The organism is Kibdelosporangium banguiense (genome assembly GCF_017876405.1).
Lineage (GTDB): Bacteria > Actinomycetota > Actinomycetes > Mycobacteriales > Pseudonocardiaceae > Kibdelosporangium > Kibdelosporangium banguiense.
The window spans coordinates 2,847,869-2,872,944 of record NZ_JAGINW010000001.1; the positions used below are offsets into that span (position 1 = coordinate 2,847,869).

Here is a 25,076-nt window from a genome sequence, read left to right on the forward strand (position 1 = left end):
TGAGGGGTACGAAATGTTTCTGCGATCGAGACTGACGCTCGCCGCCACCGCGGCGGGACTCGTCACGGTCCTGTTGGGTTCCACAGCGAGCGCGGTACCGGCCCCGGGCGCACCGGGCATCGGCGACCCGTACTACCCGACCGCCGGCAACGGCGGTTACGACGTCTCGCACTACAACATCAGGCTGACCTACAACCCGGCGACGGACCTGCTGTCCGGCTCGACCACGATCCTGGCCCGCACCACGCAGGAGCTCTCCAGCTTCAACCTGGACTTCCTGCTGCCGGTGAAGTCCGTGCGGGTGAACAACTTCGTCGCCAAGGCCGACGCGGCCAACGGTGAAGTCGTTGTCACACCGCCTGCTCCGCTGGCCAGCGGCCGTGACATCACGGTTGTCGTCCAGTACGAAGGCAAACCCTCCACGGTCAAGGACGCCACCGGCTTCACCGCGTGGAAGCGCGGACCGGACGGTGCCGCCCTCGCGATCGACGAGCCGAACATCGCGCCGTGGTGGTTCCCGAGCAACAACCACCCGACCGACAAGGCCACCTTCGACGTGTCAGTGGCGGTGCCGCAGGGCGTCGAGGTGCTGTCCAACGGCACGTTCGCCGGCACCACGCCGCAGATCAACGGCTGGGTCCGGTGGAACTGGCGCAGCGCCCGGCCGCAGGCTCCCTACCTGACCTACATCGTGATCGGCCAGTTCGAGGTCCGGCAGAGCACGGCGCCCAACGGGCAACCGGTGATCAACGCCTACGGTGACGATCTGGGCGCCAACGCCGAGTCCGCCAGGGCCAGCGTCGAGCGCACCCCCGAGGTGATCGAGTTCCTCAGCTCGGTGTTCGGCGACTACCCGTTCGAAGCGCAGGGCGGTGTCGTGTCCACCGGTGTGGGCTTCGCGCTGGAGAACCAGACACGGCCGGTGTACTCGACCGCGTTCTTCCGTCGTGGCGCGAACACCTCGGTCGTTTCACACGAACTGGCGCACCAGTGGTTCGGTGACTCGGTTTCGGTCAACACCTGGCGCAACATCTGGCTCAACGAGGGCTTCGCGACCTACGCCTCGTACATGTGGGCCGAGAGCCAAGGTGAGGGCACCGCGGCCGAGATCGCCCAGTACTACTACGACTCCTACCCGGCCGACCACCCGATCTGGCAGGTCACCGTGGCCGACCCGGGTTCGGGCAACGAGTTCGACAGCGCGGTCTACGACCGTGGCGCGATGACGTTGCAGGCTTTGCGCAACGCCGTCGGGGACAGTGCCTTCCTGCAGATCCTGCGGACCTGGACAGCACAGAAGCGCTACAGCACCGGCAAGATCGAGGAATTCATCGCCCTGTCGGAGCGGATCTCCGGCAAGCCGCTGTACGACCTGTTCAACACCTGGCTGTTCACCAAGGGCAAGCCCGCCGGCCTGGGCAACCCTGCCGCGCTCTCGGCTCGCTCGGCAGGCCATCAGGTGCCGAAGGCGATCGAGAAGCTCGACCTGACGCGCAACGAACTCCACGCGCACTAGCAGATATACCGGGTGAACGGTTGATCCGAGGCAAGGCGGATCAACCGTTCACCCGGTTTGGCTAGAGTGCGAGCGTGCAGGCAGGACGGGCGGCGAGGATCAGGCGGGGCGTGGCGATCACGCTCGTGGCCATCGGCGCGACCTTCACGTTGCTCGCGGTCGTCCTGGTGATCGGGGCGTTCCGGGAGGACGCGGGGCTCAGCTCACGATCGGTCCGCACAACGGCCGAAGTCGTGTCCGTGTCGTTCGACCGGACACTGGTCCGCTATCAGACGCCTGACGGCGCGGATCACATTCCGCCGGACGGCGTCGGCTACCCGGCGGGCCTGGAAACCGGTCAGCTGGTCGAAGTCGAGTACGACTCCGCGCATCCGGACCTGGTCAAGGTCGCCGGCCGGGGCGCGTACCTGTCGCTGTTGCCGGCAGGCACGCTCGTGTTGTTCATGTGGCTCGTGATCGGGCCGGTCCTGTGGTGGATGCGCCGGTACGGACCGCTGTTCTTCAAGCAGTCGTCGCCGTCTCCTGCCACCAGCTGAGCACCTCTTCGGACACCCCAGGAGCCGCGACAAGCAGCCCGTCTACGGGCAACGCGGCGTCCTCACCATGCCGGTCGAGCACGACCGCTCCGGCTTCGATGGCCAGTGCGACAGCCCCGGCAACGTCCCACTCGTGGTAGCTGTGCAGCACGGCCGCTGCCGCGTGCCCCAGAGCGACCTGAGCGATCGCCAACGCGGCTGAGCCCAGGACACGGACACCAGCGTGCGCGAGGGCCGCACGCTCGATGAACCCGCCCATCCCGGGCCACGGGCCGATCCGGGTCAGCTCGGTGCACACGATCGAACCGGCCGTGGAGAACCTGTCGGTCAACGACACCTGCACGCCGTTCGCCCGCGCGCCGCGGCCACGCGCAGCCGCGTAGATCTGCCCGCGGTACGGGTCCGCGACGACGCCGACCACAGGGCCAGACGCGTCGACGAGGGCGAGGCTGTACGCGCACCACGGCACCCCGGCGACGTAGTTCGCCGTGCCGTCGACGGGATCGACGACCCAGCGGTACTCGGCCTGCTCGGAGCCGGTGTCCGCGCCGAACTCCTGGCCGACCACCGGCATCCCGGGGAACTCCGCGGTCAGCACCCGGCGGGTGTGCCGTTCCAGGGTCCGATCGGTGTCGGTGACCCAGTCGAATGGCGAATCCTTGCCACCGGGCCGCGCGCCCCGGCCGGCGGTGGCGGTGATCACGTCGGTCGCGTCGTTGGCGAGCCTGCCGGCCACTTCCAGGGCCCTGGAGAGCAGTCCGGGCTCGACCGGCCTGGGTGGGCGCGATGACAAGAGGGTCATGCCGACCTAGCGTGATCGCGCTGGGTGTCCGGGACACGACCAGGAGATGACCAGCGAAGGATCGCAAGGCCACACGTTGGAAGTTCCGGCTTCGTTCCCCGGCTCGTCACGCGGAGGTCGCCCGGGTGCTCGGATCCGGGCTCATCGTGAGGCCCGTGCGAGTCGCCATCGTCACCGAGAGCTTCCTGCCGCAGGTGAACGGCGTGACCAACTCCGTTCTCCGCGTTGTCGAGCACCTTCGTGACCACGGTCATGAGGCGCTTGTCGTGGCGCCCGGCCCAGGGCCGGACGCCTACCTGCACGCACCGGTCGTCCGGACCCGTGCGCTCGACGTCCCGGTGGTGACGTCGTTGCCGATCGGCCTGCCCGGTCCTCGGATCACCAACGCCCTGCTGGACTTCGAACCGGATGTGGTGCATCTGGCCTCACCGTTCGTGCTCGGCTTCGGCGGCCTCAGGGCTGCCCGGAGGCTCGGCGTTCCGACGGTCGCGGTCTACCAGACCGATGTCGCCGGGTTCGCGGCGTCGTACGGCCTGGCCAGAGGCGCTGCCGTGGCCTGGCGGTGGATCCGCAGGCTGCACACGTTCGCCGACCGGACCCTCGCGCCGTCCACCGAGGCGGTGCGTTCACTGGTCGAGCACGGCATCCCACGGGTGTTCCGGTGGGGCCGTGGCGTGGACACCTCGCTGTTCAACCCTGGTCGTGTGGACGAGCGGCTCAGGCGGGAGCTCGCGCCGAACGGCGAACTGCTGGTCGGGTACGTCGGCCGGCTCGCACCTGAGAAGCAGGTCGAACGGCTGGCCGTGCTCAACTCGCTGCCCGGGGTGCGGCTGGTGATCGTCGGGGACGGCCCTGACGTGGAGAACCTCCGTCGCAAGCTGCCCGGCGCGGCTTTCCTGGGGTTCCGGACTGGTGTCCCGCTGGCCAGGGCGTACGCGAGCCTGGACGTGTTCGTGCACACCGGCCCGCACGAGACGTTCTGCCAGGCCGTCCAGGAGGCCATGGCGTCCGGCGTGCCGGTGATCGCGCCGGACTCGGGCGGGCCGCGTGATCTCGTCGACCACGGCAGGACCGGATTCCTGCTCCAGGACATGGAAACCGAGCTGCGACCGGCTATCGCCGAGTTGATGGACCCGGCTTTGCGGGCGCGGTTGTCGCATGCAGGTGCGCGCGCCGTGCAGGGCCGCACGTGGTCGGCTGTGTGTGACGAGCTCGTTGGCCACTACACCGCAGTGACTCGCGTGGCCCAGGCGGCGTGATGCGGGTCGTTCAGCTCGCTAACTTCTACGGTCCGAAGTCCGGCGGGCTGCGGACCGCGTTGCACCACCTCGGCGCGGGCTACTGCGTGCAAGGCCACGAAGTGATCCTGGTCGTGCCAGGCACGCGGCTGGCCGACGAGCCGATGCCCAACGGCGTCCGCCGGATCACCCTGCCCGCGCCGCAGGTTCCAGGTACGGGTGGTTACCGGGTGGTCGATCCCTGGCGGGTGCGGGCGTTGCTGACGCGGCTGAGACCCGACCGGCTCGAGGTCTCCGACCGGCTGACGCTGCGTGGCATGGGCCTGTGGGCGCGTGAACACGGTGTGCCCAGTGTTGTGATCTCCCATGAACGGCTCGACCGGCTGCTGGAACAGTTCCTGCTGCCGCCGAAGTGGGCACGTGGTGTGGCGGATATCGCAAACCGCCGGATGGCTGCGCATTACGACACAGTCGTCTGCACGACCGCGTTCGCCCGTGAGGAGTTCGACCGGATCGGTACCGGCAACGTCCGGCGGGTCCCGCTGGGTGTCGATCTGGCAACGTTCACGCCTGCTCGCCGCTCTTCGGGGCTGCGCCACGATCTGGCCGACGGCGCCGACACGCTGCTGGTCCACTGTGGACGTCTCTCGCCGGAGAAGCATGTCGAGCGCAGTGTGGACACGTTGGCGCAACTGCATTCTGCCGGGCATCGAGCCCGCCTTGTGGTGGCCGGCGACGGCCCGAGTATGTCCTGCTTGCGGCGCAGGTCATCCGGTTTGCCGGTGACGTTTCTCGGGTTCCTGCAGTCACGCAACGAGGTCGCGGAGTTGCTTGCCACAGCGGATGTCTCGCTCGCGCCAGGTCCACATGAGACATTCGGGCTCGCGGCCCTCGAAGCGCTCGCGTCGGGGACGCCCGTGGTCGTGTCGGCCTCGTCCGCGCTGCGTGAGATCGTGCGCCCGGGATGCGGCGCGGCCGTCGACGATCACGCGGGGGCATTCGCGGGGGCCGTCGCCGACCTGCTGGAGGCCCCGGAACCCCGCCGCCGGGCTGCCGCGCGGGCCCGTGCCGAAGAGTTCAGCTGGCCGTCATCGGTACACGGAATGCTGAGAGCACTCAGCCTCGCCTAGAGTGCGGACATGTCGCGTGCCAGCCTCGAGAAGAAGCCGCGCGAGGTCGCCGAGATGTTCAACGGCGTCGCTCGCCGGTACGACCGGACGAATTCGGTCCTGACGTTGGGATACGACCGGCGCTGGCGTGAGATGACACGCAAGGTCCTCGACGCGCAGGCAGGCGAGCGTGTGCTCGACCTCGCTGCCGGGACCGGCGTCTCCACGGTCGCGTTCGCCCGCACCGGCGCCTGGTGCGTGGCGGCCGACTTCTCCGTGGGGATGCTCAGCAGCGGCGCCGCGCGTGAAGTGCCGAAGGTCGCCGCGGACGCCATGCGGCTGCCGTTCGCCGACAACTCGTTCAACGCGGTCACCGTCGTTTTCGGGATTCGCAACTTCTACGACACCGAGGCGGCCCTGCGCGAGATGATGCGCGTGGTCAAACCCGGTGGCCGGTTGCTGGTCTGCGAGTTCTCCCGGCCCCGGTTCGCGCCGCTGCGGGCGTTGTTCCACTGGGGCATGAAGCGGGTCGCACCGGCGATCGCGCGGGTGGTGTCGTCCAACCCGGAGGCCTACCGCTACCTCGGTGAGTCGATCAAGGACTGGCACTCCCAGCGCGGCCTGGCCGAAGTCGTGGCCAAGGCCGGCTGGGGTGAGGTGGAGTGGATGAACCTCACATTCGGGGTCGTCGCACTCCACCGTGCCAAGAAACCCGCTACCTGATCTATGACTGCTCGGTGACCGAGCCCGTCACCTCCTGGTTGGCTCCGGTGATCCGTGGCGACGTCGTCACGGCGAGCCGGACCTGCTCGACCGGCTCAGCCTCGGTGTCGGCGATGGTCGGAATCGAGAGCTCGGCACTGACCTCGCCACGGGGAATGGTCACTCCCACGAACAGCGGGATGTCCGACAACGGCCGGGACGGCAACGGCTCCTCACCGGTGTTCTCCCGCAACCACCCCGGGTCGACGTCCGTGGTGGACAGCTCAGGCGCGCCGTCTGCCGGCTCAAGCGCCCGGCCTTGGACGTAGAGGTTCAAGTCGATCGCTGCCGAGAGCGTCACGCGCCACTTCAGGACACCGCCCTCGGCGACGTTCCCGGCGACCGGCGTGATCGTCACCGTGGGCATGGGATCGTCGTTGAGCACCGTGACACCGCCGGCATAGCTACCGGCCAGCGTGCCCTGGACGGCCTTCGCGTACAGCGCACGTTGGACGTCGCTGTTCCAGCGGGTGTTGCCGACGATCTCGATCGGGATCTCGATCGTCTGCTGGCCAGGCTGGATCGTCACCAGGCGCGAGGTCGTGCTGATGCCGTCCTCGTTGCGCAGGAACAGCCGGACGGTGCCCGCGCCATTGCCTGTGACCTGGACAGGGACCTGGAGCGTCGTCGTACCGGAGTCGCCTTCCTTGACCGACGTCATGCCGACGTCGACACGCGGCAACGCCACCGGCTGCGGGTCGGGCGTGCCGTGGTTCCAGCCGTATGCGTCAACGAGCCACACCTGCCCGCTCGCGCTTTGCGGGATCAGTTCGAGCGACGCCACCTGACGCAGGTCGATGCCGTGGAACGGCAGCGGTACGCGTACCTCCTGCGCCCACAGCGCGGTCGTTCGATCTGACGCGGGCAGACCGTCCAGTGACACCGATCCCAGACTGACGCGGCGGCCGCGTGTGTCCGTGATGGCGACGTCGAAACGGTTGGCCGTGCTGTTGCTTGGGACGATCAAGCGCATCGCCAGGTCCCGTGAGCCGGCCAGCGACACCGCACTGCCAGGCTTGACGACCGCGGCCTGACCGGCGGCCGACCACTGCGCGGTGACCGCGAAGCGATCAGGGTCCGTGAGACCGCGGAACATGTTGAAGCTGGGCGGTAGCGGAAACAGGTTTGGATCGGTGCACGCGGCGGCTGCGTCGGATGTGGCCTGCAGGCACTTGCGTGCAGTGCCACTGGTCGTGGTCGCGTTGTCCGGCACGACAAACGGAGTCCGTGCGCCACCGACGGCGTGAGCCAGAACGCGAGCCGGATCTGCTGACGGTGCCCGTACGCCGGAACCGTCAAGCAACGGCAGTGCACGGTTGTCACCTGCGACAAAGACCCGCGCGGCCGTGGCAATGTAGGTCGCACCTGCGGTCTGTTGCTGCTGTGCGGTCAGCCGCGTAGGCGTCCCAGGCGAACACACCGGGTCCGGCGGATCGCTGAAAAAGTCGTCGTTGGCGGGAGCTTCGGCCTGGCCAGGCGTCCATTCCGTGTTGAAGAAGTTGTGGTTGGCGCCGACGAAGTACAGCGCGCTGTGCAGGGCCGCGCCCCGGCTGACGCCCCGCGTCGCGTCCAGGTACATCTGTCCCTGCAGGTCGAAGACGTCACCGTCGCAGCCCGGCAGGATCGTCGCGGAAGGCACGTCCGGTGCCGGGTTGTGACCGAAGATCGTCGGGCCGATCATCAGATTGCCCCGGATCTTCCAGCGCACCGGGCCGTTGTAGCCGGAGTCGCCGGGCGGCGGGCTGATGCTGTCCATCGCGGCCCGGTTGGTGCCCTCACCACCGCGCGAGTGCCCGACCAGGAAGACGTTGGACAGGTCGGCCACCGGCGCGGCCTTCACGATGTCCGGTGCGGACCCACGTCCGGCACCGGCCCAGTCCGCCCAGTCGGCCAGGTGGTGGCGGATCAGCGACGAGCGCCCCTGCGCACCGGCGTCCAGCACCCGGGCGTCCTGCCCGTTGATGCCGTTGGCCGAGATCGACACCGTCACATACCCCTGTGAGGCAAGCAGTTCCTGCGCCTGCAGGTAGCCGCGGTAACTCGGTATGGGCTTGAAACCCTCCGGGCACGGCCACGCACCACGTGACTGCGGTCCGCTGTAGCAGGTGGAGTGCCGGCCATGCAGGAACAACGCCAGCGGGCGCTTGCCCGGTGCGCCCTTGGGAGCGACCACAACGGCCTGCATCTCGATCGGCTGCGGGTAACCCGGAAGCCCGATCGAGTCCAGTGTGTACTCGCCCTTGGTCGTCTGGAACGGGCCGGGCGTGCCCGGATCGACCCCGGCGGCCTGCAACGGAGCCGGCACCGGCGGTAGCTGCGACGCCTGCGGACGCCGCTGGTCCTTCCCATCCAGACGCCTGCCCGCGGCCCTTACCTGCAGATCGCCGAAGTCAGCGGACTGCGGCAGGGAAAGCGTGAACGTGCGGTGGTCGTCCGACGGGATCGGCAGGCCGAGCAGCCGGTCACCGGACCAGAACTCGATCGCGGCGTCACCCATCGGAATCTGCTCCGGCGCGGTCCACACCAGTTGGGAGCCCTCGACCCGCCAGCCGGGCGGCGGCTGCGGCGCGCCGGCCGGCTGAGCCCAGCCGGGCACGGCCAAACCGGCTATCAGCAGGATCGCGGGCACGACAGTTCTCAGTAAGCGCATATGGAAACCCCTCCAGTCACTACCTGTTTACTCGAAGTAGCGACCCCCCAGGGTTTAGTCATGATCGAAAAGAACCCGTCCGCGCAGGCCACGTGTCCCTGGTCACGTGGGTGACGCGGCTAGAATTGGCCGGCGGGGAGATCGTGAAAGCATTCACAAGGGAGCTGCCGTGGGTACCCGACGACGCCCGGGTGACGACGCCGAGGTCATCGTGGTCGGCGCCGGCCCAGCCGGTTCAACGGCCGCGGCCTACCTCGCCCGAGCAGGCGTGGACGTACTGCTGCTGGAGAAAAGCCAGTTCCCGCGCGAAAAGGTCTGCGGCGACGGCCTGACCCCCCGAGGCGTCAAGCAACTCATCGACCTCGGCATCGACACAAGCGAAGAAGCCGGCTGGGTGCACAACAACGCCCTGCGGATCATCACGGGTGACCTGCAGTTGCACCTGCCCTGGCCAGAGCTGTCGTCAATGCCGCCCTACGGCGTCTCCCGAACCCGCCAGGACTTCGACGAACTACTGGCGAAAGTCGCCGAACGCGACGGCGCCCGCCTCCAACAGAACACAACAGTCATGGGAGCGGTCACCAACCACGTCGGCCGCGTCGTCGGCGTCCGCGCCAAGGTCAGCCCAGACAAGACCGAGGTCACCTACTCCGCGCCACTCGTGCTGGCCTGCGACGGCGTCTCCGCCCGCCTGGCACTTTCGGTGGGGATCGACAAGCACGAGGACCGTCCGATGGGCGTGGCAGTCCGCCGCTACTACGCGTCGCCCCGCTCCAAGGACGACTTCATCGAGGGCCACCTCGAACTCTGGGACCGCAGCGACCCCGCGAACCCGAAGCTCCTCCCCGGCTACGGCTGGGTCTTCCCCCTGGGTGACGGGACAGTCAACGTCGGCCTCGGCACCCTCTCGACGTCAGCCTCCTTCCGCAACACCGACTACCGAGCCCTGTTGCGCCAGTGGCTCGACGGAACCCCCGAGGAATGGGGTTTCCGCGAGGAGAACGCGATAGGAAAGATCGGTGGCGCGGGCCTGCCCATGGGCTTCAACCGAACCCCGCACTACCGTGACGGAATGCTGTTGCTAGGCGACGCAGGCGGCATGGTCAGCCCATTCAACGGCGAGGGAATCCAATCCGCGATGGAGTCCGCCAAGATCGCGGCAGAATGCGTGGTCCAGGCCCTTGCCCGGCAGGAGGGGCCCTCACGGGAGCGGGCTTTGCAGGCCTACCCAGCGGCGATGAAGGACCTCTACGGCGGCTACTACCGGCTCGGCAACCTCTTCGCGAAAATCATCGGAAAACCTAAAATCATGCGCGCCGCCACCAAGTACGGATTGCGCGTGAACTCCCTGATCCCGCTGGTCCACAAGGGACTATCCGGCTGCTTCGACCCCCACGACGGCGACGTCGTCGACCGAATGATCTCCGTCGCCAGCCGCATCGCCCCAGCCTTGCGCTGACCTGTCACTGGTTGTGATTGTGGGTCCTTTTCTTTGGAGAGATGTGCCCTGGCCGGGCGGGCAAACCTCCCTGGTAAGTAGCGGTAGAGGTTGATCCGGGTTCCTTCGTGCGGTGTTTGTTTCTCGTGGGGGTTCGGGTTGTGGACCGGGTGCTACCGAGGAGGATGTTGTGGCCCATGCGTCCGCGGGCGCTGACCGGGGTTCCATTTTTGTCTCGGTGACCGGGGTCGAGTTCGGTAACCGGGCTCGCGTCCCGCGCGGGGGCGCTGACCCGCTGACCGGGCCCGCCAGACCTTCACCCCGCCAACCGGCGCGCTGGCCGACAGCAGCCTCACGCCGGTCAACCGACGTTGACGAAAACCCGCCCCCCATAAGAGAACAGCCCCCACCCGCCACTGGGGGGCGGCCCTGCTCCAGTCTATCGGGGAAGGCGGTTGAGCAGGGGTTTTCAAGAGGTGAACCCGTGCGGATGGGCCGTTCGCACGAGGATCACCCGGATGGTGCAGCTTGATCACAAGGGCTGTGCGATTGGGGTCACACATGGACTTGGGGGTGCGAGGGTTCCGTTCTGTGAGGCAGGTCCTAGACTCCCTTCACGTCTTGTGAATCGCTTCACACAGTCACGAGGCAGCTTGTGAAGACTTTCACAAGCTTGGCAACGGGAGTTCTTGCTGGCTAGGGGCTGAATACCCGCAGCTTGGTTAGGCGTGCCTAACCAGGAGGGGTGTGAGGAACACCCCTTAGGGTGCCGACGAGGGCGATCGAGGCGCGGGAAAGGACGGCATTGTCAATGGGCGACGTGCTGGCACAAGGCGGTGGTTCGGACCTCGGCTCGTACCTGCCGTTGGTGTTCCTGCTGGCGCTGGGAGCGTTGTTCGCCGGAGTGTCGGCGACGCTGGGGGCGCTGGTCGGACCTAGCCGCTACAACCGGGCCAAGATGGAGGCGTACGAGTGCGGCATCGAGCCGTCTCCGCAGCCTGTCGTCGGTGGTGGCCGCGTGCCGGTCGCGTACTACGTGACCGCGATGCTGTTCATCCTGTTCGACATCGAAATGGTCTTCCTCTACCCGTTCGCTGTCTCGGCGGACGCGTTGGGCGTGTTCGGCCTGGTGGAGATCGTCCTGTTCGTCGCGACCGTCGGTTTCGCCTACGCCTATGTCTGGCGTCGGGGCGGACTGGACTGGAACTGAGGGGCGCTGAATCAAGCATGGGTATCGAAGAGAAGCTTCTCCCCAACGGGATCATGCTGGCCGGCTTGGAAAAGCTGGTGAACTGGGCGCGCAAGAACTCCGTCTGGCCCGCCACGTTCGGGCTGGCGTGCTGCGCGATCGAGATGATGACCGTCGGTGGCGCCCGTTATGACTACGCCCGGTTCGGCATGGAGCGGTTCAGTGCCAGCCCGCGGCAGGCCGACCTGATGATCGTGGCCGGCCGGGTGACCAACAAGATGGCCCCGGTGCTGCGCCAGATCTACGACCAGATGCCGGAACCCAAGTGGGTCATCGCGATGGGTGTCTGCGCCTCGTCGGGTGGCATGTTCAACAACTACGCCGTCGTGCAGGGCGTGGACCACGTCGTCCCGGTCGACATCTACCTGCCGGGCTGCCCGCCGCGGCCGGAGATGCTGCTGGACGCGATCCTCAAGCTGCATCAGCGGATCTCCGAGGAGCCGCTGGGTGCCCGCCGCGCCGCGACGCTGCTGGAGCAGGGCTTCCAGCCGGCCGAGCTGATCCCGTCCTCCGAGCGCTACGCCAAGAAGAAGGGCTGAGCGGTGACTACCCCAGGCGACGAGCAGTCGAGCGCCGAGCGTCCCGAGTCCGGTCTGGAAACCCAGGACGCCACCCCGAAGCCGGGTGTCGTGGCCGGCAAGTCCCGGCAGGGCATGTTCGGTGTCACCGGCTCCGGTGACACTTCCGGCTTCGGTGGCCTGCAGTTGCCGGCGTACAGCCCGCCGCCCGCGGAGCGGCCGTACGGCGGCTGGTTCGACGAGGTGACCGACGAGATGGTGGCGGCGTTCTCCCGCCGCAACATCCCGGCCGAGGCGATCCTGCAGGTCACTGTGGACCGCGGCGAGATCACGTACTACATCGCCCGCGAGCACCTGCTCAAGATCTGCCAGACGCTGCGCGACGAGCCCGCCCTGAAGTTCGAGCTGTGCAGCTCGGTGTCCGGTGTGGACTACGGCGTGGACATCCCGCAGCGGCTGCACTCGGTCTACCACCTGACATCGATGACCTACCGGCGTCGGATCCGCCTCGAGGTCTGCGTCGACGTCGAGGACGCACACGTGCCCAGCGTCGTGGGCGTGTACCCCACGGCGGACTGGCAGGAGCGGGAAGCCTGGGACATGTACGGGATCGTCTACGACGGCCACCCGGCACTGACCCGGATCCTCATGCCGGACGACTGGGACGGCCACCCGCAGCGCAAGGACTACCCGCTCGGCGGCATCCCGGTTGAGTACAAGGGCGCGGAGATCCCACCGCCCGACCAGCGGAGGTCTTACTCGTGACCACGAACCCGACTGACTCCAGCACCACCACCGGCGACCCGTACGCCGCCGAAGCGCGCCAGACCACCGAAGGCCCGGTCTACACCCTCACCGGTGGCGACTGGGACCAGGTGCTCGAGGACGCCTCGCACGACGAGCGCATGGTGATCAACCTCGGCCCGCAGCACCCGTCCACGCACGGCGTGCTCCGCCTGGTGATCGAGATCGAGGGCGAGACGGTCACCCAGGCCCGGTCGGTGATCGGCTACCTGCACACCGGGATCGAGAAGAACTGCGAGTACCGGACGTGGACGCAGGGCGTCACGTTCATCACCCGCACCGACTACCTGGCGCCGCTTTCGCACGAGACCGCGTACTGCATGGGTGTCGAGAAGCTGCTCGGCATCGAGGCGCCGCGCCGGGCCCAGCTGATCCGCCAGCTGCTGCTGGAGATCAACCGGATCTCGTCGCACTTCGTCTACCTGGCCACCGGCGGTATGGAGCTGGGCTCCACCACCGCGGCCGCGCTCGGCTTCCGTGAGCGCGAGGTGCTGCTGCACACGCTCGAGTACATCACCGGGCTGCGGATGAACCACGCGTTCATCCGGCCGGGCGGCGTCGCTCAGGACCTTCCGGAGGACTGGAAGGAGTACCTGACGAAGTTCGTCAAGACGATGGAAGAGCGCATCGCCATGTACCACAAGCTGTTCACGGGACAGCCGGTGTGGCGCAACCGCCTCAAGGACGTCGGCTACCTGCCGCTGGACGGCTGCCTGGCGCTCGGTGTGACCGGCCCGGTGCTGCGCTCCGCGGGCCTGGCCTGGGACCAGCGCAAGATCGAGCCGTACCTGGCCTACGAAGAGGTCGACTTCGAGGTCCCGACGTCCACCGACGCGGACTGCTGGGCGCGTTATCTCATCCGGATGGAGGAGATGACCCAGTCGCTCAAGATCATCAAGCAGACGATGAAGCTGATCGAGCCGGGCCCGGTCATGGTGGAGGACAAGAAGGTCGCGTGGCCCGCGCAGCTCACGATCGGCCCGGACGGCATGGGCAACTCGCTCGAGCACGTCCGCAAGATCATGGGCCAGTCGATGGAGTCGCTGATCCATCACTTCAAGCTGGTGACCGAGGGCTTCCACGTGCCGGCCGGCCAGGTGTACACCTCAGTCGAGTCGCCGCGCGGCGAGCTGGGCTACCACCTGGTGTCCGACGGCGGCACGCGCCCGTTGCGCGTGCACTCGCGGGAACCAAGCTTCATCAACCTGCAGTCCATGCCCGCCATGGCCGAGGGCGGGCTGATCGCGGACCTGATCGCCGCGGTCGCCTCGATCGATCCTGTCATGGGTGGTGTTGACCGATGACCACTTCCGGTCCAGGGCAGACCTACGGCGGCTCGTCCGTCGGCGGCGGCCCGACCTACCAGTCCACTGTGGACGACTCGCGAGAGGCCGCGGTCGCTTCGGTGCTGGGGCCTGAGCAGACCGCGAAGCTGGTCAGCGAGGTCCGCGAGGACCTGAGCGTGTTCGACGGCATCGTGGACAAGGCGCGTGCGCTCATCGCGCGCTATCCGCAGTCCCGCTCGGCACTGCTGCCGATGCTGCATCTGGTGCAGTCCGTGCAGGGGTACGTCAGCCAGGCCGGGATCCAGTTCTGCGCAAGGGAACTGGAGCTCGCACCGGCTGAGGTCAGCGCGGTGGCGACGTTCTACACGATGTACAAGCGCAAGCCCTGCGGTGAGCACCTGGTCAGCATCTGCACCAACACGTTGTGCGCGGCGCTCGGCGGCGACGACATCTACAAGACCGTGCGTGAGCACCTCGGTGAGCCCGGCAAGCCGTTGGGGCACGAGGAAACCGTCGGTACCCCGGGCGAGCCGGGCTCGATCACCGTCGAGCACGCGGAATGCCTGGCGGCCTGCGACCTCGGTCCGGTGCTGCAGGTCAACTACGAGTTCTACGACAACCAGACGCCCGAGAAGGCGGTCGAACTGGTGGACGCCCTGCGGCGCGGCGAGAAGCCCGCGCCGAGCAGGGGTGCCCCGCTGACCGACTTCAAGGACGTCTCGCTGCAGCTCGCCGGGTTCTTCGAGCGTGAGTCCGATGTGGACGGACCGTCCGCGGCGGCCGAGACGCTGGCCGGCGCGCAGCTGGCGAGCGACCGCGGCTGGACCGCGCCCGCGATGCCCGCGAAGGTCGAGTTCCCTGACCTGGAGAAAAAATGAGCACAGTCGACCCGGTGACACCCGTTCTCACCAAGCGCTGGCTGTCTCCGCGCTCCTGGTCGATCCAGACCTACGAGCAGCTGGAGGGCTACACCGCGCTGCGCAAGGCGTTGACCGCGACGCCCGAGCAGATCGTGCAGATGGTCAAGGACTCCGGCCTGCGCGGCCGCGGCGGCGCGGGTTTCCCGTCCGGCCTGAAGTGGTCCTTCATGCCGCCCAACTTCGACAAGCCGCACTACCTGGTGATCAACGCCGACGAGGGCGAGCCGGGTACCTGCAAGGACATCCCGCTGATGATGGCGGACCCGCACTCGCTGATCGAGGGCTGCGTCATCGCCTCGTACGCGATGCGTGCCAACTACTGCTTCATCTACGTGCGCGGCGAGGTGCTGCACTGCATCCGCCGCCTCAACCAGGCCGTCGCCGAGGCGAAAGCCGCGGGCTACCTGGGCAAGGACATCCTCGGCTCCGGGTACGACCTGGAGATCGTGGTGCACGCCGGCGCCGGTGCGTACATCTGCGGTGAAGAGACCGCTCTTCTCGACTCGCTCGAAGGCCGCCGTGGCCAGCCTCGCCTGAAGCCGCCTTTCCCGGCGGCGGCGGGGCTTTACGCCGCTCCCACCACAGTGAACAACGTCGAGACGATCGCTTCGGTTCCCTACATCATCAACGGCGGCGCCGAGTGGTTCCGCAAGATGGGCACGGAGAAGTCGCCCGGCCCGAAGATCTACTCGATCTCCGGGCACGTGGAGCGCCCGGGCCAGTACGAGGCCCCGCTGGGCACCACGCTGCGCCAGCTGCTGGAGATGGCCGGCGGCATGAAGGACGGCATCCCGCTGAAGTTCTGGACTCCCGGCGGCTCGTCCACCCCGATGTTCACCGCGGAGCACCTGGATGTTCCGCTGGACTTCGAGGGCGCTGTCGAGGCCGGGTCCATCCTGGGCACGACCGCGGTGATGGTCTTCAACGAGACCGTTTCCGTGCCGTGGGCCGTCATGAAGTGGACCCAGTTCTACAAGCACGAGTCCTGCGGCAAGTGCACTCCCTGCCGGGAGGGCACGTACTGGCTGGTGCAGATCCTCGAACGGATGGTCGCCGGCAACGGCACCGAAGAGGACATCGACACGTTGCTGGACATCTGCGACAACGTGCTCGGCCGGTCCTTCTGCGCGTTGGGCGACGGTGCCGTCAGCCCGATCACCAGCGGCATCCAGTACTTCAGGGACGAGTTCCTGGCGCTGTGCGAGAAGAACCGCGCGAAGAACCGTAAGCCGGCGTTGGCGGGAGCGAACTGATGACCGTTGCACCCGAGAAGAACGAGTTGGTCGTGCCGGAAGGGCACGTCAAGCTCGTGATCGACGGCATCGAGGTGGTGGCTCCCAAGGGCGAGCTGCTCATCCGCACCGCCGAGCGGATGGGCATCACGATCCCGCGGTTCTGCGACCACCCGCTGCTGGACCCGGCCGGTGCCTGCCGCCAGTGCCTGGTCGAGGTCGAGATGGGCGGCCGGCCGATGCCGAAGCCGCAGGCGTCGTGCACGATCACCGTCGCCGACGGCATGGTCGTCAAGACCCAGCTGACCTCTCCGGTGGCCGACAAGGCCCAGCAGGGCGTGATCGAGCTGCTGCTGATCAACCACCCGCTGGACTGCCCGATCTGCGACAAGGGCGGCGAGTGCCCGTTGCAGAACCAGGCGATGGCACACGGCCGCGCGGACTCCCGTTTCGTGGACAAAAAGCGGACGTTCCCCAAGCCGATCCCGATCTCCACGCAGGTGCTGCTGGACCGGGAGCGTTGCGTGCTTTGCCAGCGCTGCACCAGGTTCTCGGCGCAGATCGCGGGCGACCCGTTCATCGAGCTGCTCGAGCGCGGTGCGCAGCAGCAGATCGGGATCGCCGAGCAGAAGCCGTTCCAGAGCTACTTCTCCGGCAACACGATCCAGATCTGCCCGGTCGGTGCGCTGACCAGCGCCGCCTACCGGTTCCGGTCACGGCCGTTCGACCTGGTTTCGACGCCGAGCGTGTGCGAGCACTGCTCCTCCGGCTGTGCCGAGCGCACGGACTGGCGGCGCGGCAAGGTGATGCGCAAGCTCGCCGGCAACGACCCCGAGGTCAACGAGGAGTGGATCTGCGACAAGGGCCGCTTCGCGTTCCGGTACGCCACCGCGGCCGACCGTTTCCTGCGCCCGATGGTGCGCAACAAGGAAACCGGCGAGCTGGAGCAGACGTCCTGGACCGACGCCCTGCAGATCGCGGCTGACGCGCTGACAAAGGCCCGCGGCTCGGCCGGTGTGCTGACCGGTGGCCGGCTGACCGTCGAGGACGCCTACGCGTACTCGAAGTTCGCCAGGATCGCCTTGGGCACCAACGACATCGACTTCCGCGCCCGGCCGCACTCGGCCGAGGAGCAGGAGTTCCTGGCTGCCACGGTGGCCGGCACCACGCCGGAGACCGGCGTGACCTTCCAGGGCATCGAGGCCGCGCCGACCGTGTTGTGCGTGGCGTTCGAGCCGGAGGAAGAGGCCCCGATCGTCTTCCTGCGGCTGCGCAAGGCGGCGCGCAAGGGCAAGACGAAGGTCTTCCACATCGGACAGTGGACGTCGTCGTCGGTCGAGAAGACCTTCGGCACGCTGCTGGCCACCGCGCCCGGTGGCGAGGCCGCCACAGTGGACGCCCTGGCCCAGCACGCGCCGGACGTCGCCGAAGGACTGGGCAAGCCGGGTTCGGTGATCCTGGTCGGCGAGCGGGCCGCGCAGATCCCGGGTCTGTTCTCGGCTTTGCTGCGGCTGACCGGCACGACAGGCGCCAAGCTGGCCTGGATCCCGCGCCGCGCCGGTGAGCGTGGCGCGATCGAGGTCGGCGCGCTGCCGACGTTGCTGCCCGGCGGCCGGCTCGTCGCCGACGCAGCTGCTCGCGCCGAGGTCGAGCAGGCATGGGGCCTCGAGCCCGGTGCGCTGCCCGCCGAGCCGGGCCGTGACACGACCGGAATCCTGCAGGCCGCGGCGAACGGCGGACTCTCCGCGCTGGTGGTCGGCGGCGTCGACCCGTACGACCTGCCGGACCCGCAGCTCGCGCTGAAGGCGTTGGAACAGGCCGGTTTCGTGCTCAGCCTGGAGCTGAGGCCAAGCGCCGCAACGGACTACGCGGACGTCGTCCTGCCGATCGCGCCGTCGGTCGAGAAGGCCGGCACCTTCCTGAACTGGGAAGGCCGCAGCCGCGAGTTCGGCACCACGCTGGACGGCACCGGCGCACTGCCGGACTGCCGAGTGCTGGACACTCTCGCGGTCGAGATGGACGTCGACCTGTTCACCCAGACCCCGACCGCCGCCGCGGGCGACTTCGCCCGGCTCGGCGCGACCGCCACGGCCAAGGCCGCTGCACCCGCGGTGGAATCCCGCCAGGCGGGCCTGCCGCAGAGCGACGGCCAGGTCCTGCTCGCGACGTGGCGCCAGCTGCTGGACAACGGCTCGCTGCAGGACGAGGAGCCGCACCTCGCCGGGACCGCCCGGCGCACGGTCGCGCGTCTGTCCGCCCACACCGCTGAGGTGCTGGGAGTTCAGAACGCCGCCGCTGTCACGGTGTCGACCGACCGTGGCTCGGTCACGGTCCCGTTCGAGTACGCCGACCTGCCCGACGGCGTGGTCTGGCTGCCCGGAAACTCCGGCGACGCAACGGTTCGCCGCACCCTCGGAGTCGGTCACGGCGCAGCCGTGAACGTCCACGCAGGAGGAACAGCGTGACCACGACCGAACTGACGCGAGGGGAGGCCAAGTGACCAGGGCTCAATTGCTTGCGGATGACCCGATTTGGCTGATTCTGCTGAAGGTTCTCTTCATCTTCCTGTTCGCACTGCTCACCGCCATGATCACGGTGTGGGGCGAGCGGCGGCTGATCGGCCGGATGCAGAACCGGCCCGGCCCCAACCGGGTCGGCCCGTTCGGCCTGCTGCAGCCGATCGCCGACGCGATCAAGATGCCGTTCAAGGAAGAGGTCGTGCCGCGTACGGCCGACAAGGTGACCTACCGGCTCGCGCCGGTGATCGCCCTGGCGCCGACGATGATCGGCCTGTCGGTGATCCCGTTCGGCGGCCAGGTCTCGATCTTCGGTGAGCAGACCGTGCTGCAGCTGGTCGACCTTCCGGTCGGCGTGCTGGTGGTGCTGGCTGCCTCCTCGATCGGTGTCTACGGCGTCGTGCTGGCCGGCTGGTCCTCGGGCACGCCGTACCCGCTGCTCGGTGGTCTGCGGTCGGCCGCGCAGGTGATCTCGTACGAGATCGCGATGGGCCTCTCGATCATCGGTGTCATCCTGCAGACGCACTCGCTGGCGCTGGGCGACGTCGTCGACTCGCAGACCGGCCTGTGGTTCGGGATCGCGCTGTTCCCGAGCATGTTCATCTACGCCATCTCGGCGGTCGGCGAGACCAACCGGGCCCCGTTCGACCTGCCGGAGGCGGAGTCGGAGCTGGTCGCGGGCTTCCACACCGAGTACAGCTCGATGAAGTTCGTGATCTTCTACATCGCCGAGTACATCAACATGATCGTGGTCTCGGCGATGGGCGTGACGCTGTTCCTCGGCGGTTACATGGCGCCGTGGCCGATCTCGCTGATCGGCGGCAACTACTTCAACACCGGCTGGTGGCCGATGTTGTGGTTCATCGGCAAGGTCCTGGTGATGCTGTTCATCTTCATCTGGATCCGGGGCACGCTGCCGCGTTACCGCTACGACCAGTTCATGAAGCTGGGCTGGAAGTTCCTGGTGCCGATCAGCCTGGTGTGGATCGTGGCGCTGTCGGTGCTCAACGTGCGCGACGACCTGACCACCGGTCAGGTGCTGATCCTCTCCGGTGTCGGGCTGCTGGTGCTGATCGGGTTCGTCTTCCTGATCCCCGACCGCCGCGACGTGCACGCCGGCCGGGTGCCGATGTCCGGCGGCGACTACCCGGTGCCGCCGCTCGACCTGCAGATTCCGAGCAAACCCAAGCGGACCAGGGCAGGCCGCTCGCGGGCCGGCCGCCGGGAGACCGTCGCGGTGGCCGCAAAGGAGGCAGACGATGGGGTTTCTTGATCCGCTGAAGGGTTTCGGCGTCACCTTCGGGATGATGTTCAAGAAGGTCGCCACCGAGAAGTACCCCGAGGTCAAGAAGGTCACCGCGCCTCGGTACCACGGGCGTCACCAGCTCAACCGTCACCCGGACGGGCTGGAGAAGTGCGTGGGCTGCGAGCTCTGCGCGTGGGCCTGCCCGGCGGACGCGATCTTCGTCGAAGGTGGCAACAACACCGACGAGGAGCGTTATTCCCCGGGTGAGCGTTACGGCGCGGACTACCAGATCAACTACCTGCGCTGCATCGGCTGCGGCCTGTGCATCGAGGCGTGTCCGACCCGCTCGCTCACCATGACCAACGAGCACGAGCTGGCCAACGACAACCGCCAGGTGCTGATCTTCACCAAGGAAGACCTGCTGGCGCCGTTGCTGCCGGGCATGGAGATGCCGCCGCACCCGATGCGGCTGGGCGACAACGAGCAGGACTACTACGTCAAGGGTCCGGAGCTGGCCAAGCAGGCCGGTGCGGAGGAGTCCAAGTGAGCGCGCAACTCATCCTGGCGCAGGCCGGCGGCGAGATCGCCAAGGTCTCCACCGGCGAGGCGGTCTCGTTCTGGATCCTCGCCCCGCTGGTGCTCGGCGGCGCGCTGGGCATGATCTTCGCCCGCAACGCCGTGCACTCGGCACTGTTCCTGGTGCTGACGATGCTCGGGCTCGGCGTGATGTACATGGTCCAGCAGGCGCCGTTCCTCGGCTTCGCGCAGATCATCGTCTACACCGGCGCGATCATGATGCTGTTCCTGTTCGTGCTGATGCTGGTCGGCCGGGACTCGTCGGACTCGGTCGTGGAAGTCCTGCGCGGGCAACGAGTCTGGGCCGCGGTCCTCGGCATCGGCCTGGCCGGTCTGCTGGTCGGCGGGATCTCCCGGGCACTGACCTCGGTCCGCCCGGCCGGCCTGGGCCAGCAGAACTCCGCAGAGGCCGGCGGCAACGTCGCCAGCATCGGCCGGTCGATCTTCACCGACTACCTGTTCCCGTTCGAGCTCACCTCGGCACTGCTGATCACCGCCGCCCTCGGCGCGATGGTCCTGGGCTACACCGACAAGAGCAAGCGCCGCAACCAGCGGGAGACGGCCGACGCGAGGTTCCGCGGCGAGCACGACAGGCCGAGCCCGCTGCCCGGTCCCGGTGTCTACGCGACCGCCAACTCCGTTGCGGTACCGGCGCTTCTGCCAGACGGTTCGATCGCGCCGGAGTCGGTGTCGGCGATCCTCGAAGCCACCGCTTCACGAGAACTGGCCGGCGACGTCGCCTCGGTCGCGGGCTCGATCCCGGGCCCGGACGTGCACGCTCTGAAGCCGTCCAAAGAGGAGGGTGACAAGTGACTCCCACCTACTACCTGCTGCTCTCGGCGCTGCTGTTCACGATCGGCGCGGTGGGCGTGCTGGTGCGGCGCAACGCGATCGTCGTGTTCATGTGCGTGGAGCTGATGCTCAACGCGGTGAACCTGACCCTGGTGACCTTCGCCCGGATCCACGGTTCGCTCGACGGCCAGGTGATGGCGTTCTTCGTGATGGTCGTGGCCGCGGCCGAGGTCGTGGTCGGCCTGGCGATCATCATGTCCATCTTCCGCACTAGGCGTACGGCTTCGGTCGACGACGCCAACCTCCTGAAGTACTGAGAGAGGTAGCAGGTGACCCAGAATCTCAGCCTCGCCGCGGAAGAAGTGGCCAAGGCATCCGGGCTGGCCGGCTCCGCGTGGCTGTTGATCGCGCTGCCCGCTTTGGGCGCACTCGTGCTGCTGGTCGGTGGCCGGCGGACCAACGCGTGGGGCCACCTGTTCGGCATCGCCACCGTGGTCGCCGCGTTCGCCTACGGCATCGCGTTGTTCTTCGACACCACGAGCCTGGCCGACGGGCAAAGAGTCCGGGAGGCCAGCCTCTTCTCCTGGATCCACGTCAACCAGCTCAACGTCGACTTCGGACTGCGCATCGACCCGCTGTCGGTCACGTTCGTGCTGCTGATCACCGGTGTCGGTGCGCTGATCCACATCTACTCGGTCGGCTACATGGCCGACGACGACGGCAGGCGCCGGTTCTTCGGCTACCTGAACCTGTTCGTCGCGGCCATGCTGATCCTGGTGCTTGGCAACAGCTTCGTGACGCTGTACCTGGGCTGGGAGGGCGTGGGCCTGGCCTCGTACCTGCTGATCGGCTGGTATCAGAACCGCCCGTCGGCGGCCACCGCCGCCAAGAAGGCGTTCCTGATGAACCGCGTCGGCGACGTGGGCCTGGCGATCGCCATCTTCCTGCTCTTCAAGAACCTCGGCACCACGCAGTACACCGAGGTCTTCGCCCGGGTCGGCGAGCTGTCGCCGGGTACGGTCACCGCGATCACGATCCTGCTGCTGCTGGGTGCCTGCGGTAAGTCCGGCCAGTTCCCGCTGCAGGCCTGGTTGCCCGACGCGATGGAAGGCCCGACTCCGGTTTCGGCCCTGATCCACGCCGCGACGATGGTGACCGCGGGCGTCTACCTGATCGCCCGCTCGAACCCGATCTACGACCTGTCGGCCGACGGCCGGCTGGTGGTCGTGATCATCGGTGCGATCACGCTCCTGATCGGATGCATCATCGGGTGCGCCTACGACGACATCAAGAAAGTCCTGGCGTACTCGACGGTTTCCCAGATCGGCTACATGATCCTGGCGGTCGGGCTCGGCCCGTTCGGGTACGCGCTGGGCATCATGCACCTGGTGGCGCACGGCTTCTTCAAGGCCGGGCTGTTCCTTGGGGCCGGCTCGGTGATGCATGCCATGAAGGACGAAGTGGACATGCGCCGCTACGGCGGGCTGTGGCGGATCATGCCGATCACGTTCGGCACGTTCCTGCTCGGCTACCTCGCGCTGATCGGTATCCCGCCGTTCTCCGGCTTCTTCACCAAGGACGCGATCATCTCCGCGGCCTTCGGCCAGGAAGGCTGGCGCGCCTGGGCGTTCGGCGGCGCGGCCCTGCTCGGTGCCGGGCTGACCGCGTTCTACATGAGCCGCCTGGTGTTCATGACGTTCTTCGGCAAGCAGCGCTGGAAGGACCTGAAGGCCGAGGACGGCTCGGACTTCCACCCGCACGAGTCGAAGTCCGTGATGACCGTCCCGATGATCATCCTGGCGATCGGCTCGGTCGGCGCAGGCTGGTTCTTCGCGTCCGGCAACAGGTTCGCCGACTGGCTCGCGCCGTCGCTGCGGCCGTTGCAGGAGGCCGAGCACACGGTCATCCCGCACTCGCTGATCCAGATCCTGGTGATCGGGTTGTCGGTGCTGGGTGTGCTGTTCGCCTGGCTGTTCGTCGGCCGCAAGGACGTGCCGGTGGTCAAACCGGCCAGGGTCTCGCCGGTGGTCAAGGCCGCCCGTGCGGACCTGTACGGCAACCACCTCAACGAGGCGCTGGTCGCCAAGCCGGGCACCTGGCTGGCGCGGGCTCTGGTCTATGTGGACAACAAGGGCGTCGACGGCCTGGTGAACGGGATCGCGGCGTCGTTCGGTGGTAGCTCCGGCCGGTTGCGCCGGCTGCAGACCGGCTTCGTGCGTTCGTACGCGCTGAGCATGCTGGCAAGCGGCATCCTCGTGGTCGCCGCGCTGCTGATGGTGAGGTTCTCGTGAATACAACGACGGCCCAGACCATGGTGGGCACGTCCGGCAACGGCTCGGCTCTGCTGCTCGTGCTGCTGCTCTTGCCGTTGATCGGTGGCGTGGTGGTGTCCTTCTTCAAGGACGACCAGCTGGCCAAGGCCGTCGCGCTGACCGTGTCGATCATCGAGCTGATCCTGGTCGTGCCGCTGTGGCTGAGCTACCAGCCGTCCGGCGCACGACTGCAGGCCGTGCTGTCGGTGGACTGGATTCCCGCGTTCGGCGTGCACTTCTCACTCGGCATCGACGGCATCTCGCTGGTGATGATCGCGCTGATCGGCGTGCTGACACCGATCGTGATCGGCGGGTCGTGGGCCGACAAGCTGCCGGAAGGCCGTGGCGCGGCCGGGTTCTACTCGCTGCTGCTGATCATGCAGACCGGCATGGTCGGTGTGTTCGCCGCCACCGACGTCTTCCTGTTCTACGTGTTCTTCGAGGCAGTGCTTGTCCCGATGTACTTCCTGCTCGGCCGCTTCGGTGGCCCGCGCAGGCAGTACGCGGCGATGAAGTTCTTCCTGTACTCGCTGCTCGGCGGGCTGATCATGCTCGCGTCGGTGATCGGGCTGTATGCCACCAGCGCTGAACTGCGCGGCGCGGGCACGCTGGACTGGCTGACGCTGACCCAGGTGATCAAGGACGCGCCGACCAGCACCCAGATCTGGTTGTTCCTCGGCTTCTTCGTGGCGTTCGCGATCAAGGCGCCGCTGGTCCCGTTGCACACCTGGCTGCCCGACGCCACCGCCGAAGCCCCGATCGGCACCGGTGTGCTGCTGGTCGGTGTGCTGGACAAGATCGGCACGTTCGGCTTCCTGCGTTACTGCCTGCCGTTGTTCCCGGCGGCCAGCCAGAACCTCGCGCCGCTGGTGCTGATCCTCTCGGTGGCCGGCATCCTCTACGGCGCGCTGCTCGCGGCCGGCCAGAACGACATGAAGCGGTTGATGGCCTACATCTCCATCGCCCACTTCGGATTCATCGGCCTGGGCATCTTCGCCTTCTCCACGCAGTCGATCGCGGGCTCCGCGCTCTACATGGTCAACCACGGCCTGGCGACCGGAATGCTGTTCCTGGTCGTGGGCATGGTGATCGCGCGTGGTGACTCGCGGCTGATCTCCGACTACGGCGGCCTGTCGAAGCTGACGCCGCTGCTGGCCGGGCTGTTCCTGTTCGCCGGTCTGTCCGCGCTTTCCCTGCCAGGCCTGAACTCCTTCGTGAGCGAGTTCTTGGTACTGGTGGGTTCGTACCCGCGTGAACCGGTCTACGCGATCCTCGGCGCGGTCGGCATGATCCTCGCCGCGCTGTACGTCCTCTGGGCGTACCAACGGGTTTTCCAGGGTCCCGTGCGCGGCAACGCTCTTGTCGGTGTCGCCGGTGGCCCCGGCGCCGCCACCGATCCCGCGAAGGTGTCCATCAAGGACCTGAACGTCCGCGAGAAACTCGTTCTGGCCCCGCTGGTGGTTCTGATCATCTTCCTGGGCTTCTACCCGGCGCCGGTGCTGGACGTGCTCCAGCCGACGGTGGACGCAACGCTGCAGTCGGTCGGCCTGGCCGACCCAGTGGGAGGCAACTGA

At 67.6% G+C, this 25,076-nt stretch carries 21 protein-coding genes; 19 read left to right on the plus strand and 2 right to left on the minus strand.

Annotated elements, in window-relative coordinates:
* Window positions 1–13 precede the first annotated feature (13 nt).
* Complete coding sequence (locus tag JOF56_RS13650; RefSeq protein WP_209637762.1) at window positions 14–1,516, plus strand: M1 family metallopeptidase; 1,503 nt, start codon at window positions 14–16, stop codon at window positions 1,514–1,516.
* A gap of 74 nt (window positions 1,517–1,590) precedes the next feature.
* Window positions 1,591–2,052, plus strand: a complete 462-nt coding sequence (locus JOF56_RS13655) for a DUF3592 domain-containing protein (RefSeq protein WP_307855088.1) — start codon at window positions 1,591–1,593, stop codon at window positions 2,050–2,052.
* Here the strand turns inward: JOF56_RS13655 and JOF56_RS13660 are convergent.
* On the minus strand, window positions 2,018–2,854 hold the full coding sequence (locus tag JOF56_RS13660) for an inositol monophosphatase family protein (RefSeq protein ID WP_209637763.1): 837 nt from the start codon (window positions 2,852–2,854) through the stop codon (window positions 2,018–2,020). The genes JOF56_RS13655 and JOF56_RS13660 overlap by 35 nt on opposite strands.
* Window positions 2,855–3,009: 155 nt before the next feature.
* Between JOF56_RS13660 and JOF56_RS13665 the strand changes: the two genes are divergently transcribed.
* From JOF56_RS13665 to JOF56_RS13675, 3 genes are read left to right on the plus strand one after another with little or no spacing between them, the layout of a single operon-like run.
* Window positions 3,010–4,113, plus strand: a complete 1,104-nt coding sequence (locus JOF56_RS13665) for a glycosyltransferase family 4 protein (RefSeq protein WP_209637765.1) — start codon at window positions 3,010–3,012, stop codon at window positions 4,111–4,113.
* Complete coding sequence (locus tag JOF56_RS13670) at window positions 4,113–5,222, plus strand: glycosyltransferase (RefSeq protein ID WP_209637768.1); 1,110 nt, start codon at window positions 4,113–4,115, stop codon at window positions 5,220–5,222. Before JOF56_RS13665 ends, JOF56_RS13670 begins: the two co-directional genes overlap by 1 nt.
* 9 nt (window positions 5,223–5,231) lie before the next feature.
* Complete coding sequence (locus JOF56_RS13675; protein WP_209637770.1) at window positions 5,232–5,924, plus strand: demethylmenaquinone methyltransferase; 693 nt, start codon at window positions 5,232–5,234, stop codon at window positions 5,922–5,924.
* A gap of 1 nt (window position 5,925) precedes the next feature.
* Here JOF56_RS13675 and JOF56_RS13680 read toward each other — a convergent pair whose 3' ends face one another.
* Complete coding sequence (locus JOF56_RS13680) at window positions 5,926–8,613, minus strand: alpha/beta hydrolase family protein (protein WP_209637772.1); 2,688 nt, start codon at window positions 8,611–8,613, stop codon at window positions 5,926–5,928.
* Window positions 8,614–8,782: 169 nt separating this feature from the next.
* Between JOF56_RS13680 and JOF56_RS13685 the strand changes: the two genes are divergently transcribed.
* The 14 genes from JOF56_RS13685 (at window position 8,783) to JOF56_RS13750 (ending at window position 25,076) form a co-directional block, all read left to right on the plus strand.
* The gene (locus tag JOF56_RS13685; RefSeq protein WP_209637774.1) at window positions 8,783–10,072 is read left to right on the plus strand and encodes a geranylgeranyl reductase family protein; all 1,290 of its coding nucleotides are present in this window, start codon (window positions 8,783–8,785) and stop codon (window positions 10,070–10,072) included.
* A gap of 790 nt (window positions 10,073–10,862) precedes the next feature.
* Complete coding sequence (locus tag JOF56_RS13690) at window positions 10,863–11,261, plus strand: NADH-quinone oxidoreductase subunit A (protein WP_209637775.1); 399 nt, start codon at window positions 10,863–10,865, stop codon at window positions 11,259–11,261.
* A gap of 17 nt (window positions 11,262–11,278) precedes the next feature.
* Window positions 11,279–11,839 (plus strand): NuoB/complex I 20 kDa subunit family protein, encoded by a 561-nt coding sequence (locus JOF56_RS13695; protein ID WP_209637777.1) that lies wholly within the window; start codon window positions 11,279–11,281, stop codon window positions 11,837–11,839.
* Between the two features lie 3 nt (window positions 11,840–11,842).
* The gene (locus JOF56_RS13700; protein ID WP_209637780.1) at window positions 11,843–12,583 is read left to right on the plus strand and encodes an NADH-quinone oxidoreductase subunit C; all 741 of its coding nucleotides are present in this window, start codon (window positions 11,843–11,845) and stop codon (window positions 12,581–12,583) included.
* On the plus strand, window positions 12,580–13,926 hold the full coding sequence (locus JOF56_RS13705) for an NADH-quinone oxidoreductase subunit D (protein ID WP_209637782.1): 1,347 nt from the start codon (window positions 12,580–12,582) through the stop codon (window positions 13,924–13,926). The genes JOF56_RS13700 and JOF56_RS13705 overlap by 4 nt, the downstream gene beginning before the upstream one ends.
* Window positions 13,923–14,786, plus strand: coding sequence for an NADH-quinone oxidoreductase subunit NuoE (nuoE, locus tag JOF56_RS13710; RefSeq protein WP_209637784.1), 864 nt, complete (start codon window positions 13,923–13,925; stop codon window positions 14,784–14,786). Before JOF56_RS13705 ends, nuoE begins: the two co-directional genes overlap by 4 nt.
* Entirely contained in the window at window positions 14,783–16,081 is a 1,299-nt protein-coding gene (gene nuoF / locus JOF56_RS13715) for an NADH-quinone oxidoreductase subunit NuoF (RefSeq protein WP_209637786.1), read from the plus strand. Before nuoE ends, nuoF begins: the two co-directional genes overlap by 4 nt.
* Window positions 16,081–18,525 (plus strand): NADH-quinone oxidoreductase subunit G, encoded by a 2,445-nt coding sequence (locus JOF56_RS13720; RefSeq protein ID WP_209637788.1) that lies wholly within the window; start codon window positions 16,081–16,083, stop codon window positions 18,523–18,525. The genes nuoF and JOF56_RS13720 overlap by 1 nt, the downstream gene beginning before the upstream one ends.
* A gap of 31 nt (window positions 18,526–18,556) precedes the next feature.
* Window positions 18,557–19,849 carry an NADH-quinone oxidoreductase subunit NuoH gene (gene nuoH, locus JOF56_RS13725; protein WP_209637790.1) on the plus strand — a complete coding sequence of 431 codons (1,293 nt, stop codon included), beginning with the start codon at window positions 18,557–18,559 and terminating at the stop codon, window positions 19,847–19,849.
* Complete coding sequence (nuoI, locus tag JOF56_RS13730; protein WP_209637792.1) at window positions 19,836–20,369, plus strand: NADH-quinone oxidoreductase subunit NuoI; 534 nt, start codon at window positions 19,836–19,838, stop codon at window positions 20,367–20,369. The genes nuoH and nuoI overlap by 14 nt, the downstream gene beginning before the upstream one ends.
* Window positions 20,366–21,211, plus strand: a complete 846-nt coding sequence (locus tag JOF56_RS13735) for an NADH-quinone oxidoreductase subunit J (RefSeq protein WP_307855089.1) — start codon at window positions 20,366–20,368, stop codon at window positions 21,209–21,211. Before nuoI ends, JOF56_RS13735 begins: the two co-directional genes overlap by 4 nt.
* Complete coding sequence (gene nuoK / locus JOF56_RS13740; protein ID WP_209637793.1) at window positions 21,208–21,507, plus strand: NADH-quinone oxidoreductase subunit NuoK; 300 nt, start codon at window positions 21,208–21,210, stop codon at window positions 21,505–21,507. Before JOF56_RS13735 ends, nuoK begins: the two co-directional genes overlap by 4 nt.
* 63 nt (window positions 21,508–21,570) lie before the next feature.
* A complete protein-coding gene (gene nuoL / locus JOF56_RS13745) occupies window positions 21,571–23,481 on the plus strand; it encodes an NADH-quinone oxidoreductase subunit L (RefSeq protein WP_209648240.1) in 1,911 nt (636 codons plus the stop codon).
* Window positions 23,482–23,501: 20 nt separating this feature from the next.
* Complete coding sequence (locus JOF56_RS13750; protein ID WP_209648241.1) at window positions 23,502–25,076, plus strand: NADH-quinone oxidoreductase subunit M; 1,575 nt, start codon at window positions 23,502–23,504, stop codon at window positions 25,074–25,076.

Coding starts and splice junctions, on each gene's coding strand:
- JOF56_RS13750 (WP_209648241.1), top strand. CDS start 23,502: ATGGTGGGCACGTCCGGCAACGGCTCGGCTCTGCTGCTCGTGCTGCTG.
- JOF56_RS13670 (WP_209637768.1), top strand. CDS start 4,113: ATGCGGGTCGTTCAGCTCGCTAACTTCTACGGTCCGAAGTCCGGCGGG.
- nuoF (WP_209637786.1), top strand. CDS start 14,783: ATGAGCACAGTCGACCCGGTGACACCCGTTCTCACCAAGCGCTGGCTG.
- JOF56_RS13720 (WP_209637788.1), top strand. CDS start 16,081: ATGACCGTTGCACCCGAGAAGAACGAGTTGGTCGTGCCGGAAGGGCAC.
- JOF56_RS13690 (WP_209637775.1), top strand. CDS start 10,863: ATGGGCGACGTGCTGGCACAAGGCGGTGGTTCGGACCTCGGCTCGTAC.
- nuoI (WP_209637792.1), top strand. CDS start 19,836: ATGGGGTTTCTTGATCCGCTGAAGGGTTTCGGCGTCACCTTCGGGATG.
- JOF56_RS13695 (WP_209637777.1), top strand. CDS start 11,279: ATGGGTATCGAAGAGAAGCTTCTCCCCAACGGGATCATGCTGGCCGGC.
- JOF56_RS13660 (WP_209637763.1), bottom strand. CDS start 2,854: ATGACCCTCTTGTCATCGCGCCCACCCAGGCCGGTCGAGCCCGGACTG.
- JOF56_RS13650 (WP_209637762.1), top strand. CDS start 14: ATGTTTCTGCGATCGAGACTGACGCTCGCCGCCACCGCGGCGGGACTC.
- JOF56_RS13675 (WP_209637770.1), top strand. CDS start 5,232: ATGTCGCGTGCCAGCCTCGAGAAGAAGCCGCGCGAGGTCGCCGAGATG.
- JOF56_RS13680 (WP_209637772.1), bottom strand. CDS start 8,613: ATGCGCTTACTGAGAACTGTCGTGCCCGCGATCCTGCTGATAGCCGGT.
- nuoE (WP_209637784.1), top strand. CDS start 13,923: ATGACCACTTCCGGTCCAGGGCAGACCTACGGCGGCTCGTCCGTCGGC.